The sequence below is a fragment of the Streptomyces dysideae genome (genome assembly GCF_001514305.1).
GTDB lineage: Bacteria > Actinomycetota > Actinomycetes > Streptomycetales > Streptomycetaceae > Streptomyces > Streptomyces dysideae.
Genome location: NZ_KQ949118.1, coordinates 32,106 through 45,736, shown reverse-complemented (window position 1 = coordinate 45,736; position 13,631 = coordinate 32,106). Strand labels below are relative to the sequence as shown.

Genomic DNA, 13,631 nt, shown 5'->3' with positions numbered 1-13,631 from the left:
TGCGCCACGCGGGCTTCGTGGTGTTGGTGGGGTGGTGCGTGTGCCCCGCGGGTTTGATGGGGGCCGTGGGGTGGCGGCTGCGTCGCGCGGGCCTGGAGGGGGACGTGGGGTGGCCGGTGCGTCGTGGGCGCCTCGGGGAGTTGGTGGGGCGGTGGTTGCCGTGTCTGGGCGGCAGGTGCCGGGTGGCCTGGTGGGGGCGTCGTACGGGCCTGGTGGCGTTCCTGCGGCGGTGAGTGCGTCGCGCGGGCCTGGAGGCAGCCCTTGGGCGGCCGGTGCGGCTTCGGCGCCTGGGGGAGCCGGTGGGGCGGCGGTTGGGGCCTCTGGATGGCAGACGCCGGGTGGCCTGGTGAGTGCGTCGTCCGGGTGGCAGGCGTCGGCGGGCGGTTCGGAGATGTCGCCCGGGCTGCTCGACGGGGTGCGGCAGTGGCTGGCCGAGAGCGGGGGCGAGCCGACGCCCGCGCGGGTGGCGCAGGCGCTGCGGGAGCAGGGGCGGGTGCTCGGGGACGCCGAAGTGCTCGGTGCCGCCGAGCGGTTGCGGTCCGAGCTGGTGGGGAGCGGGCCGCTGGAGCCGCTGCTCGCCGATCCGTCGGTGACCGACGTGCTGGTGTCGGGGCCGGACCGGGTCTGGGTGGACCGGGGCGGCGGGCTGGAGTTGACGTCCGTGGCCTTCCCCGACGCGGCGGCCGTACGGCGACTCGCGCAGCGTCTGGCCGCGGTCGCCGGGCGGCGCCTCGACGACGCGCGGCCGTGGGTCGACGCGCGGCTGCCCGACGGGACTCGCCTGCACGCGGTGCTGCCACCGGTCGCCGTGGGCTGCGCCTGTCTGTCGCTGCGGGTCGTACGGCCACGGGCGTTCACGCTCGACGAGCTGGTGGCGGCGGGGACGGTGCCGCCGGGCGGGGACCGGGTGCTGCGGGCGCTGCTCGACGCACGGCTGTCCTTCCTCATCAGCGGCGGGACCGGCACCGGCAAGACGACGCTATTGAGTGCCCTGTTGGGGCTCGTCGGGCCCGGGGAGCGGATCGTGCTCGCCGAGGACTCGGCGGAGCTGCGGCCCGACCATCCGCACGTCGTACGCCTGGAGAGCCGGCCCGCCAACCAGGAGGGCGCGGGCCTCGTCACCCTCGAGGACCTGGTGCGGCAGGCGTTGCGGATGCGGCCGGACCGGTTGGTCGTGGGTGAGGTGCGCGGGCCCGAAGTGGTGCATCTGCTGGCTGCTCTGAACACCGGCCACGAGGGTGGCTGCGGCACTGTCCATGCCAACGCCGCGGCCGATGTACCGGCCCGGCTGGAGGCGCTCGGCACGGCGGCCGGGCTCGACCGGGCCGCGCTGCACAGCCAGTTGGCGGCCGCGCTGTCGGTCGTCCTGCATCTCGTGCGCGACCGGACCGGGCGGCGGCGGATCGCCGAGGTGCACGTGCTGGAGCGGGATCCGTCGGGACTGGTGCGTACGGTGCCGGCGCTGCGGTGGGGCGCGGAGGCGTTCGCGTACGAGCGGGGTTGGGAGCGGCTGCGGGGGCTGCTGCGGGACGTCGGAACGGGGGAGCGGTGAGCGGGACGAGTGAGCTGTCGATGGGCGCGGCCGTGGCCTGCGTCGGGGCTGCGGTGTGGCTGCTCGGCGGGCGGAACTCCGGGGCGCGGCGGGCGCAGTTGCTGCTCGCGGGCGGCGGGGTGGCCGGAGTCGGGCCGCCCGGGTGGCGGGAGCTGACCGGGGAGTTGCGGCGGATCCGGGGGCGGCTGCGGGCCGAGTGGTGGGCGGTCGTCGTCGGGCTGGTGCTGGCGGTGCTGGGGTCCTCGGTGGTGCCGGTCGTCGCGGGGGCGGCCGGCGTGCCGGTACTGCGGCGGGTGCGGCTGGCCGGGGAGGCGCGGCGGGCACGGGAGCGTCGCGGGGACGCGGTGATCGGGCTGTGCGGAGTGCTCGCCGGGGAGGTGCGGGCCGGGCGGCAGCCGGGGGAGGCGTTGCTGCGGGCCACGCGGGACTCCGGCGGGCTCGGCGAGGCGCAGGCGGCGGTGCTGGCGGCGGCGCGGTTCGGCGGGGATGTGCCGGGCGCACTCGCGGCGGCGGCACGGCAGCCGGGGGCGGAAGGTCTTTCGGGGCTCGCGGCGTGCTGGCGGGTGGCCGTGGACCAGGGCGCGGGGCTCGCGGCCGGACTGGACCGGCTCGAGGCGGCGTTGCGGGCCGAGCGGGATCAACGGGCCGATCTGCGCGCTCAGTTGGCCGGCGCCCGGTCGACCGCGGTGATGCTCGCGGGGCTGCCGGTCCTGGGGTTGCTGCTTGGCGTGGCGCTCGGCGCCGATCCGTTGCGGGTGCTGCTGCATACCGGGGCGGGGCTGGGGTGCCTGGTGGTCGGCGGGGTGCTGGAGGGGCTGGGGATGTGGTGGGCGATGCGGATTGTGCGGGGCGCGGCGGCGGTGTGAGGGCGGTCGGAGTAGGCGTGGGTGGGGCTGGGACGGGTGCGGGCGGGCGTCGGGCGGGCGCGGGGGCTTGGAGCCGTGTGAGGGCGTCAGCGGGGCTGTGGAGCGGCGTGGGGCCGGAGAGGGCGGCGGTGTGAGGCCGGGAGCAGGGAGGGGTCGGGAGAGGGATGTCCATGCGGGAGCGGCCGATCCGGCCCCGCAGCCAGCCGAGGAAGCGCGGGTTCTCGCGCAGCGGCGTGACCAGCGCGGTCACAGCCCGGGGCGAGGTCGGCAGGCGCAGGGAGTATCCGGTGAGGAGGCGGCGTGAGGTCGGGAGCAGAGCGAGGCCAGGAGTGGGAGGCGGCGTGAGTGCGGAAGTTGTCCACAGGCTGGGGGTGACTGTGGGGAGTGTGCTGGTCCTGGGGTGGCTGGTGCGGTGGGTGGTGGCTGTGCGGCTGGAGCGGAGGGTTCGGCGGCGGTTGGGGGAGCTGCTGGCGGAGGTGGAGGTGACGCCGGGGCGGTCGCGGTTCGCGGTGCGGGACGGCGTACGGCGGTGGCTGCCGGTCGTGGGGGCGGTGTGTGCCGGGTGGGTGCTGGTCGGCGGGGTTGCCGGTGTGGTCGTGGGGCTGGTCGTCGGCGGTGGGTTGTGGCGGTGGCGGCTTCGGCAGGTGGCCGGCGATGTCGCGGAGGCGTACGACGCCGGTGAGGTGGCTCGGCAACTTCCGCTCGCCGCCGACCTGCTGGCCGCCTGTATCGCGGCCGGCGCCGGACCGGTGATCGCCGCGCAGGCCGTGGGTGAGGCCCTCGGCGGTCCCGTCGGAGACGGGCTGGCGCGAGGTGCGGCCGAGGTGCGGCTCGGTGGCGAACCGGGCGAGGCATGGCGGAAGTTGGCCTCGCTGCCGGGGGCCGGGGCGCTGGCGCGGCTGCTGGAACGGGCCGACGTGTCCGGACTTCCCGCGGCCGGACCGGTCGCGCGGCTCGCGGCGGAAGCCCGCGCCGAGTGGACGCGCACGGCGGCGGCACGCGCGCGTAGGGCGGCCGTGACGGTCAGCGCACCGGTGGGGCTGTGCTTCCTGCCCGCGTTCATCGCGGTCGGTGTGCTGCCGGTGGTGATCGGGCTCGCGGACGGGGTGCTGGGAGGGGGCGGTGGATGAGTAGCCGGTAGCGAGCGACCAGAAGTCAAGGGAACTGATCCTCACGGGGGTTGAGATGTACAAGGCGGTACAGGCGGTACGGGCGGTACGGGCGCGGCTGCACGCTCTGGTGTGCGGGGCGCGGAAGGACGCGGGCATGGTCACCTCCGAGTACGCGATGGGGATCATCGCGGCGGTGGCGTTCGCCGCGGTGCTCTACAAGGTCGTGACCAGCGGGCAGGTCAGCGCGGAGCTGCAGGCCGTGGTGAAACGGGCGCTCGATGCGCGGATGTGAGCGACGGGCGGATCGGGGGTTCGTGACGGCGGAGTCGGCCGTGGTGCTGCCGGTGCTGGTGATGTTCGCGATGGCGCTGGTGTGGGGGCTGCTCGTGGTGGCCGCGCAGATCCAGTGTGTGGACGCGGCACGGACGGGCGCCCGCGCGGCGGCCCGCCAGGATCCAGCCGACGCCGTGGTCGAGGTGGCCCGTGACGCCGCCCCGCGCGGCGCGACGGTCACGGTCAGCCGGGACGGTGACCAGGTCCGTGTGGTGGTCGTGGCGAAGCCGCCGGTACTGGGCGGTCTGCCCTTCGAGGTACGGGAGGAGGCCGTGGCGGCGGCGGAGGAGACGGTGGGGGCGGGGACGTGAACGGCGGAGGTGGCAGGGGCGTGAAGGTTGGGGACGGGAAGGGCCGCTTTGCCTCGGACCGTGGCTCCGCCACCGTCTGGAGCGTCGGTGTGATCGCCGTGCTGTGCGTGGTCTTCGGCGTCGTACTGGCCCTGGGGCAGGCCGCCGTGACCCGGCACCGTGCGGCCGGGGGCGCGGATCTCGCGGCCCTCGCGGCGGCGGACCACTGGTCGGAGGGCGGCACGGCGGCCTGCGCCCGGGCGGACCGGGTGGCCCGGGCCCAGGGCGTACGGCTCGTGCGGTGCGCGATCGTGGGCGAGATCTCGGACGTGACGGCGGCGTCGGGCCGGGGGCCGTTCGCGGCGGAGGTCAGGGCACGGGCGGGACCGGCGGGGCCGCTCCAGCCACCGGGGCCTCCACCGGCTGGCCCTACGGGGCCGGGGTCGTCGGGGGACCTTGCGGTGCCGCCTTCGTCGGCAGATCCTGCGGGGTCGGGGTCGGGGTCGGGGTCGGGGTCGGGGTCGGGGTCGGGGCTGTCGGCGGACCCTGCGGTGCCGCCTCCCCCTCCGGACCCCGACCAGCCGCCTCCGTAGGCCCTGTCGGCTCCCCCTCCGCTCTCTCCTCGGGCGCTCCCCGCAGCAGCACCGTCAGCAGCCGCACAGCCCCCCTCTTGTGCAACGGATCGTTCCCGTTGCCGCACTTGGGGGACTGGATGCAGGACGGGCAGCCGGCGTCGCACTCGCAGGACGCGATGGCCTGGCGGGTGGCGGTGAGCCAGGCGCGGGCGGTGTGGAAGGCGCGCTCCGCGAAGCCCGCGCCGCCGGGGTGGCCGTCGTAGACGAAGACCGTCGGAAGGAGCGTGTCGGGGTGGAGCGGGACCGAGACGCCGCCGATGTCCCAGCGGTCGCAGGTCGCGAAGAGGGGCAGCATGCCGATCGACGCGTGCTCGGCGGCGTGCAGGGCGCCGCCGAGGATCTCCGGGTTGATCCGGGCCTCGTTCAGCTGGTCCTCGGTGACCGTCCACCACACCGCACGGGTGCGGAGCGTACGAGGAGGGAGGTCGAGTTTCGTCTCGCCCAGCACTTCACCGGTGATGAGACGTCTGCGGAGGAAGGAGACGACCTGGTTGGTGACCTCGACGGAGCCGTAGCACAGGCGGCCGTCGCCCCATGGGATCTCGACGTCCGTATCCAGGACGGAGATCGAGGTCGTGTCGCGGGCGACCGTCGAATACGACGGGCCGGCCTGCTCGACCAAGGCGACCGAGTCCTCCAGGTCCAGTGACCGCACCAGGTACGTGCGGCCCTGGTGCAGGTGCACCGCGCCCTCGTGCACCGTCGTGTGCGCGGCGCCCGCGTCGACCGTGCCGAGGAGGCGGCCGGTGCCCGACTCCACGACCTGGACCGGTCTGCCGCCCCCGCCGCGGATGTCGGTGAGGTCGGCGGCCCGTTCCCGGCGGGTCCAGTGCCAGGCCTTCGTGCGGCGGCGGAGTAGTTTCGCGGCCTCCAGCTGGGGGAGCAGGGCCTCGGTCTCCGGGCCGAACAGCGTCAGGTCCTCGTCCGTCAGCGGCAGTTCCGCCGCCGCCGCGCACAGGTGCGGGGCCAGCACGTACGGGTTGTCGGGGTCCAGGACCGTGGATTCGACCGGCTGGTCGAAGAGGGCTTCGGGGTGGTGGACGAGGTACGTGTCCAGCGGGTCGTCGCGGGCGATCAGGACCGCCAGCGCGCCCTGCCCGGAGCGGCCGGCCCGGCCCGCCTGCTGCCACAGGGACGCGCGCGTGCCCGGGTAGCCGGCGATGAGGACGGCGTCCAACCCGGAGACGTCGATACCGAGTTCGAGGGCGGTGGTGGCGGCGAGGCCGAGGAGTTCGCCGGAGTGCAGGGCCTGTTCGAGGGCGCGGCGTTCTTCGGGGAGGTAGCCGCCGCGGTACGCCGCCACGCGCCTCGCCAGCGAGCGGTCGACCTCGGCCAGCCGTTCCTGGGCGATGACCGCGATCAGCTCGGCGCCGCGCCGGGAGCGTACGAAGGCGACCGTGCGGACACCCTGGACGGCGAGGTCGGTCAGCAGGTCGGCCGTCTCGGCGGTGGCGGTACGGCGGACGGGGGCGCCCTTCTCGCCGTGGAGTTCGGTGAGCGGGGGTTCCCAGAGGGCGAACACCAGTTCACCACGCGGAGAGGCGTCGTCGGCCACCTCCAGCACCGGGAGGCCGGTGAGGCGGCCCGCGGCCACCGAGGGCTCCGCGGCGGTCGCGGAGGCCAGCAGGAAGACGGGAGAGGCCCCGTAGCGGGCGCACAGGCGGCGCAACCGGCGCAGGACCTGGGCGACGTGGGAGCCGAAGACGCCGCGGTAGGTGTGGCACTCGTCGATGACGACGTACTTCAGCGACTTCAGGAAGGAGGACCAGCGGGGGTGGGACGGGAGTATGCCGCGGTGCAGCATGTCGGGGTTGGTCAGCACGTAGTTGGCGTACTGGCGGATCCACTCGCGCTCCTCGAACGGAGTATCGCCGTCGTACACGGCCGGGCGTACGGAATTGCCCAAAGGTTGTGAAAGTTCCTTCACCGATCGGCACTGGTCCGCCGCGAGCGCCTTCGTGGGGGCCAGGTAGAGGGCGGTGGCGCCGCGGCCGTTCGGGGCCTCGGAACCGTCCAGGAGTGTCGAGAGGACCGGTACGAGATACGCCAGGGACTTGCCCGACGCCGTGCCCGTGGCGACGACCACCGAGTCGCCGTCCAGGGCGTGCTCGGCGGCGCGTGCCTGGTGGGCCCAGGGGTGTTCGATTCCCGCCGTGTGCACGGCGGCGATCACCTCGGAACGGATCCGGTCAGGCCAGACGGCATGGCGGCCCTCTCGCGGGGGCACATGCTCCGTATGAGTGATGCGCGCAGCCCGGCTCGGCCCCGAGGCGAGCCGGTCCAGGACCGTGCCCGGTTCCGGCCGGGAGGCGGGGTCCGTCGAGGGTTGATCGGATCGGTGATTCTTGGCCATCGGCACCGAGTGTGTCACTGGCGTGGCGGACAATGGGACCAAGGCGTCGTGCACGCCTGCCGGTAAGTGATTGAATGCCATCGCGGCTGGCGAACCGTCCTGGGGGCTTCAAGCCGAGGTGTCCCATGGGACGACCGCTCGATAGCAAGGTGCTGGAGGATCCGTGGACCTGTCCCTGTCGACCCGTACCGTCGGCGATCGTACGGTCGTCGAGGTCGGTGGTGAAATCGACGTATATACCGCGCCCAAGCTGCGCGAGCAGCTGGTCGAGCTGGTGAACGACGGGAGTTTCCACCTCGTCGTAGACATGGAGGGCGTGGATTTCCTCGACTCCACCGGGCTCGGCGTGCTGGTCGGCGGCCTGAAGCGTGTGCGTGCCCATGAGGGCTCGCTGCGCCTGGTCTGCAACCAGGAGCGCATTCTGAAGATCTTCCGCATCACCGGTCTGACCAAGGTGTTCCCGATCCACACCTCGGTCGACGAAGCGGTGGCGGCCACCGACTGACCGTAGGCCCCGGGCTCCGTGTCCGGGGCGGAAGAAGTGAAACGAAGGGGGTCCGGGCTTTCGGCGGCCCGGTCCTCCGGACAGCACGCCCGTAGTTCCGAGGGGGATGCATGGCCACCGTTGAACTCCGCTTCAGCGCGCTGCCCGAGCACGTCAGGACCGCCCGGTTGGTGGCGGCAGCGGTGGCGCGCAGGGCCGGAGTGGACGAGGCCGTACTCGACGAGGTCCGGCTCGCCGTCGGCGAGGCCTGTACTCGTGCCGTCGGACTGCACCAGAGCGGCGGCATCGCCGCGCCCGTGAAGGTGCTGCTGATCGAGGAGGAGAAGCAGTTCTCCATCGAGGTCGGCGACGAGGCGCCGCGTTCCGCCCCCGGAGACCGGGCACCCGGCTCCGCGGGCGACGACGCGGAGGCCGAGGAGGACGAGATGGGCCTCGCGGTCATCAGTGGCCTCGTCGACGACGTCGAGGTCACCGCCGGGGAGCACGGCGGCCTGATCCGTATGACCTGGCCGAGCGCACCGCCCACCGCGGTGCTCGCCTGACTCACACCCCCGTTCTGTACCGAAGGGCCCTACCTGGTAGGGCCCTTCGGCATGTCGGCGCGTGGTTTCTGTGCCTACAGTGGTCTCGGTGATCGCACCCGATGGATTTCGTGAATTCCTTCACGATCACTTTCACGATCAAGCGCGCGATAATTCGATCAGATAAACGATCAAGAAATGCAGTCGTCAATGCCTTTGAGGCGTTACCACTTTCGGGTTCCGTGGTCGGCGGCCGATCGTTTGCTGAAGAGCATGTGAAGGCCAATTCCACTTACCGCACACTGTTTTGATCAGGTTCCGGTACCTACAATCCGTCCACATCTTGAGCTCAGCCCAAGCGTCAAGGAGGACGAATGGCGGGGCTTTCTACCCCTCATCAGTTGGATCAGCCCACAACCTTCGCAGCCGCAGTGCTGACCGACGACAACCAGATCATCGTGATGGTCATCGCGGCCGTCGCGCTGGCCGCGCTCGTGGTCGCAGGCATCCTGGTGCGCCAGGTGCTCGCGGCGGGCGAGGGCACCGACAGCATGAAGAAGATCGCGACGGCCATCCAGGAAGGTGCGAACGCCTATCTGGCCCGGCAGCTGCGCACGCTCGGCGTCTTCGCCGTGGTGGTGTTCTTCCTGCTCATGCTGCTGCCCGCGGACGACTGGAATCAGCGCGCCGGCCGATCGGTGTTCTTCTTGATCGGTGCCGCGTTCTCGGCGGCCACCGGCTATATCGGCATGTGGCTCGCCGTACGCAGCAATGTGCGCGTCGCCGCGGCGGCTCGGGAAGCGACCCCGGCGGAAGGTGAACCCGAAAAGGATCTCACCGCCGTCTCGCACAAAGCAATGAAGATCGCTTTCCGCACGGGCGGCGTGGTCGGCATGTTCACGGTGGGGCTCGGTCTGCTGGGCGCCTCCTGTGTGGTGCTGGTGTACGCGGCCGACGCGCCGAAGGTGCTCGAGGGCTTCGGCCTCGGCGCCGCGCTGATCGCCATGTTCATGCGGGTCGGCGGCGGCATCTTCACCAAGGCCGCCGACGTCGGCGCCGACCTGGTCGGCAAGGTCGAGCAGGGCATTCCGGAGGACGACCCGCGCAATGCCGCGACCATCGCCGACAATGTGGGCGACAACGTCGGCGACTGCGCGGGCATGGCGGCCGACCTCTTCGAGTCGTACGCCGTGACCCTGGTCGCCGCGCTGATCCTCGGCAAGGCGGCCTTCGGCGACTCCGGGCTGGCGTTCCCGCTGCTCGTGCCCGCGATCGGTGTCGTGACCGCGATGATCGGCATCTTCGCGGTGGCGCCGAGGCGTGCGGACCGCAGCGGGATGTCGGCGATCAACCGCGGCTTCTTCATCTCCGCGGTGATCTCGCTCGTGCTGGTCGCCGTCGCCGTCTTCGTGTACCTGCCGTCGTCGTACGCCGACCTCGACGGCGTCACCGACACGGAGATCCTGACCAAGGGCGGCGACCCGCGGATCCTCGCGGTCGTCGCGGTGGCGATCGGCATCGTGCTGGCCGCCGTCATCCAGCAACTGACCGGCTACTTCACCGAGACGACACGCCGGCCGGTCAGGGACATCGGCAAGTCCTCACTCACCGGCCCGGCCACCGTGGTCCTCGCCGGTATCGCGATCGGCCTCGAATCGGCCGTCTACACCGCCCTGTTGATCGGCCTCGGCGTCTACGGGGCCTTCCTGCTCGGCGGTACGTCCATCATGCTGGCGCTGTTCGCGGTGGCCCTGGCCGGCACCGGCCTGCTCACCACGGTCGGTGTGATCGTCGCCATGGACACCTTCGGGCCGGTCTCGGACAACGCGCAGGGCATCGCCGAGATGTCGGGCGACGTCGAGGGCGCGGGCGCCCAGGTGCTCACCAACCTGGACGCGGTCGGCAACACCACCAAGGCCATCACCAAGGGCATCGCCATCGCCACCGCCGTCCTGGCGGCGGCGGCGCTCTTCGGGTCGTACCGCGACGCGATCTTCACCGGCGCGCAGGAGGTGGGCGAGAGGGTGTCCGGCGAGGGCGCACCGCTGAACCTGATGATGGACATCTCGCAGCCCAACAACCTCGTCGGCCTCATCGTGGGCGCGGCGGTCGTCTTCCTCTTCTCGGGGCTCGCCATCAACGCCGTGTCGCGGTCGGCGGGTGCCGTGGTCTACGAGGTGCGGCGGCAGTTCCGCGAGAAGCCCGGGATCATGGACTACAGCGAGACGCCCGAGTACGGCAAGGTCGTCGACATCTGCACCAAGGACGCCCTCAGGGAGCTCGCCACGCCCGGCCTGCTCGCCGTACTGGCGCCCATCTTCATCGGGTTCACGCTCGGCGTCGGCGCCCTCGGCTCGTTCCTCGCGGGCGCGATCGGCGCGGGCACGCTGATGGCGGTGTTCCTCGCCAACTCCGGCGGCGCGTGGGACAACGCCAAGAAACTCGTCGAGGACGGCCACCACGGCGGCAAGGGCAGTGAGGCCCACGCCGCGACGGTGATCGGCGACACGGTCGGCGACCCCTTCAAGGACACTGCCGGCCCCGCGATCAACCCGCTGCTGAAGGTGATGAACCTGGTCGCACTGCTCATCGCGCCCGCGGTCATCAAGTTCAGCTACGGCGAGGACAAGAGCATCGGCGTACGGATCACCATCGCCGTGCTCGCGCTCCTGGTGATCGTCGGCGCGGTCTACGTCTCCAAGCGGCGCGGGATCGCCGTGGGTGACGAAGACGACGCCGAGCAGGTGGCCAAGTCGGCCGACCCGGCGGTGGTTTCGTAGGGGGTTTCACGAGGTCCCAGTTCAAGGGGCGGGCGGGCGGCGCGTGTTGACGCGGCGTCCGCCCGTCTCGTGTGGTTCACGCCCGCGTCGTGAGCCTTCTCTCTCTTGGTGCAAATGGCTTCAATAGGTGTCAAAGCGGATGTTCATCATACGGTTGTCGCCCATCCGGCGTGTATGTTCCGGGGCCGAGAGCCATGGAAGGGACCAATCCGGTGAACAAGAAGCTCGCGGCCGCACTGTCCGGCGGTGCGGTACTGGTACTGGCGCTGTCGGGATGCGGCGGCGACGACAACGAAAAGCTGGATGCCTGGGCCAAGCAGGTCTGCGACGCGGTGCAGCCGCAGGCGAAGAAGATCACGACCGCCAACGCGGCGATCCAGAAGGAGACCTCGGACAACAGCACGCCGGAGGACGTCCAGAAGGCCGACGCACAGGCCTTCCAGGACATGTCCGACGCCTACAAGGCGATAGGGGCGGCCGTGCAGAAGGCCGGGGCACCGGATGTCGAGAACGGCGAGAAGAAGCAGCAGAACGCCGTCAAGGAACTCAACAGCATCTCCTCGTCGTACGCGTCCCTGAAGAAGCAGGTCGACGCCCTCGATACCAAGGACCAGGCGAAGTTCGCGGACGGTCTCAAGAACATCGCCACCGAGCTGGACAAGCTCAGCAAGAGCGGCAGCGACGCGTTGAAGGAGCTGGAGGAGGGCGACGTCGGCACGGCGATGGCCAAGCAGGCCAGCTGCAAGTCGGCGTCCGCGTCGGCGTCGGCGACGAAGAGCTGACGATCGCGGATCACCCGGTCGAGGTCCCGGTACGCGTGCGTGCCGGGACCTTCGCACGGACGCGCGCGATGTCCGTCCGAACCGACACAATGGGGGGCGTGAGTAACTCCAGCCTGTCCCCCCTGCCCGCCTCCGACCGCCCCGACGTCACCGCCCGGCTGCGGGACGCCCTGCTTGGGGCCTCCTTCACCGCCGACGGGCTGCTCGAACTGCTCGGCGCCCCCGCGTACGCGGCGCTGGCGCGCAGCGAAACCGTGCCCGCGCTCCGGGCGACCCGCGGGGACACGCCGCTGGAGACGCTCGTACGGCTGTTCCTGCTCCAGCAGCCCGTGCCGCACGCGCGCGTGGCGGGCGTACTGCCCGTCGACACGTGCGTGGTGAGCGGGTGGCTGGTCCGGGTCGGCGACGAGGTCGCGGCGACGGTCGATGTACGGCCGTACGGCGGGCCGGCCGGCGAGGACTGGTTCATCGTGTCCGACCTCGGGTGCGCGGTCGGCGGCGCCGGCGGGATCGGGAGCAAGGACGAGGGTGTCGTCCTCGGGGTCGGCGGTGCGTCCACGACACTCGCCGGGATCACTGTCCGTACGCCCGTCACCTCGGCCCTCGACCTCGGCACCGGCTCGGGAATCCAGGCGCTGCACGCCGCGCAGCACGCCACGCGCGTGACGGCCACCGACCTCAACCCGCGCGCGCTGCACATCACCGCGCTCACACTGGCGCTGTCCGGCGCCCCGGCAGCCGACCTGCGCGAGGGCTCGCTGTTCGAGCCGGTGCGGGACGACGAGACGTACGACCTCATCGTGTCGAACCCGCCCTTCGTGATCTCGCCGGGTGCCCGTCTCACCTACCGCGACGGCGGGATGGGCGGGGACGATCTGTGCCGCTCGATCGTCCAGGGGGCGGGGGAGCGGCTGAACGAGGGCGGGTTCGCGCAGTTCCTCGCCAACTGGCAGCACGTGGAGGGGGAGGACTGGCAGGACAGGCTCAGGTCGTGGGTACCGCGAGGGTGCGACGCGTGGATCGTGCAGCGCGAGGTGCAGGACGTCACGCAGTACGCCGAGCTGTGGCTGCGGGACGCCGGCGACCACCGGGGCGACGTGGCCGAGTACCAGGCGCGGTACGACGCTTGGCTGGACGAGTTCGAGGCGCGCAAGGTGAAGGGTGTGGGCTTCGGCTGGATCACCCTGCGGAAGACGGGGGCCGCCGTGCCCTCGGTCACCGTGGAGGAATGGCCGCACCCCGTCGAACAGCCGCTCGGCGACACCGTACGGGCGCACTTCGACCGCCTCGACTACCTGCGCGCCCACGACGACGCGGCCCTGCTCGCGGGGCACTTCAAGCTCGCCGCCGAGGTCGTGCAGGAGCAGGTCGGGCTGCCCGGCGCCGAGGACCCGGAGCATGTGGTGCTGCGTCAGCACCGCGGGATGCGCCGGGCCACCAAGGTGGACACGGTCGGCGCGGGCTTCGCGGGCGTCTGCGACGGTTCGCTGAGCGCGGGCCGCATTCTGGACGCGATCGCCCAACTGGTGGGCGAGGATCCGGTGACGCTGCGGGACCGTACGCCGGCGCAGATCCGGCTGCTGGTGGAGCAGGGGTTCCTCGATCCGGCTCGGTGACGGTCTCCGTGCCACGCCCGTGATGGGTTCGTTCGCCTGCGACGACGACTGGCCCGACGGCCAGGTCATAGGGAGCGTTCGGGCGCCCGGCGAAATGAGCGACGCATTCGAGTCCACCAGGGCGCCGGGCCCGGAGCGGACGGCTACGGCTGGGAACTCGGCCTCAACAAGATCGTCTACACCGTCAGCCGTGCCGTCACCTAGTGCCCCGGCAGGCAACGTTCGCCCGTTAAGGAGCGGCGTCCGGTGCGTGCTCTCGGCGTGCCGGGTACAAGCCCTCGTACTG

General features: G+C 72.0%; 11 protein-coding genes and 1 pseudogene. 11 read left to right on the top strand and 1 reads right to left on the bottom strand.

Translation table 11 applies throughout. The annotated features are described in order from the left end of the window. The first annotated feature begins 391 nt into the window (after positions 1 to 391). From AQJ91_RS41860 to AQJ91_RS51145, 6 genes and pseudogenes are all read left to right on the top strand, one after another. Complete coding sequence (locus tag AQJ91_RS41860) at positions 392 to 1,552, top strand: TadA family conjugal transfer-associated ATPase (protein WP_067033370.1); 1,161 nt, start codon at positions 392 to 394, stop codon at positions 1,550 to 1,552. A gap of 20 nt (positions 1,553 to 1,572) precedes the next feature. Further along, positions 1,573 to 2,418 carry a type II secretion system F family protein gene (locus AQJ91_RS41855; protein WP_067033373.1) on the top strand — a complete coding sequence of 282 codons (846 nt, stop codon included), beginning with the start codon at positions 1,573 to 1,575 and terminating at the stop codon, positions 2,416 to 2,418. A 341-nt stretch (positions 2,419 to 2,759) separates the two neighbouring features. Beyond that, positions 2,760 to 3,548 carry a type II secretion system F family protein gene (locus AQJ91_RS41850; RefSeq protein ID WP_067033289.1) on the top strand — a complete coding sequence of 263 codons (789 nt, stop codon included), beginning with the start codon at positions 2,760 to 2,762 and terminating at the stop codon, positions 3,546 to 3,548. Positions 3,549 to 3,603: 55 nt separating this feature from the next. Further along, the gene (locus AQJ91_RS41845) at positions 3,604 to 3,822 is read left to right on the top strand and encodes a DUF4244 domain-containing protein (RefSeq protein WP_067033286.1); all 219 of its coding nucleotides are present in this window, start codon (positions 3,604 to 3,606) and stop codon (positions 3,820 to 3,822) included. After that, positions 3,809 to 4,174, top strand: coding sequence for a TadE family type IV pilus minor pilin (locus AQJ91_RS41840; protein WP_079085605.1), 366 nt, complete (start codon positions 3,809 to 3,811; stop codon positions 4,172 to 4,174). Before AQJ91_RS41845 ends, AQJ91_RS41840 begins: the two co-directional genes overlap by 14 nt. Then, positions 4,171 to 4,482, top strand: a pseudogene (locus AQJ91_RS51145) (Rv3654c family TadE-like protein); the annotation flags it as partial. The gene AQJ91_RS41840 and the pseudogene AQJ91_RS51145, both read left to right, overlap by 4 nt. Before the next feature lie 100 nt (positions 4,483 to 4,582). Here the strand turns inward: AQJ91_RS51145 and AQJ91_RS41835 are convergent. Continuing rightward, on the bottom strand, positions 4,583 to 7,222 hold the full coding sequence (locus tag AQJ91_RS41835; protein ID WP_234383359.1) for a DEAD/DEAH box helicase: 2,640 nt from the start codon (positions 7,220 to 7,222) through the stop codon (positions 4,583 to 4,585). 82 nt (positions 7,223 to 7,304) lie between these two features. Between AQJ91_RS41835 and bldG the strand changes: the two genes are divergently transcribed. The 5 genes from bldG to AQJ91_RS41810 all read left to right on the top strand — a co-directional run bounded on the left by bldG (position 7,305) and on the right by AQJ91_RS41810 (position 13,345). Further along, positions 7,305 to 7,646, top strand: coding sequence for an anti-sigma factor antagonist BldG (gene bldG / locus AQJ91_RS41830; protein WP_005475923.1), 342 nt, complete (start codon positions 7,305 to 7,307; stop codon positions 7,644 to 7,646). A gap of 110 nt (positions 7,647 to 7,756) precedes the next feature. After that, on the top strand, positions 7,757 to 8,188 hold the full coding sequence (locus AQJ91_RS41825) for an ATP-binding protein (RefSeq protein ID WP_067033279.1): 432 nt from the start codon (positions 7,757 to 7,759) through the stop codon (positions 8,186 to 8,188). Between the two features lie 353 nt (positions 8,189 to 8,541). After that, positions 8,542 to 10,947: a sodium-translocating pyrophosphatase gene (locus AQJ91_RS41820; RefSeq protein WP_067033277.1), complete on the top strand. Its 2,406-nt coding sequence runs from the start codon at positions 8,542 to 8,544 to the stop codon at positions 10,945 to 10,947. 194 nt (positions 10,948 to 11,141) lie between these two features. Further along, positions 11,142 to 11,729, top strand: coding sequence for a small secreted protein (locus AQJ91_RS41815; protein ID WP_079085603.1), 588 nt, complete (start codon positions 11,142 to 11,144; stop codon positions 11,727 to 11,729). A gap of 89 nt (positions 11,730 to 11,818) precedes the next feature. After that, positions 11,819 to 13,345, top strand: coding sequence for a DUF7059 domain-containing protein (locus AQJ91_RS41810; RefSeq protein WP_067033272.1), 1,527 nt, complete (start codon positions 11,819 to 11,821; stop codon positions 13,343 to 13,345). Positions 13,346 to 13,631: the final 286 nt, after the last annotated feature.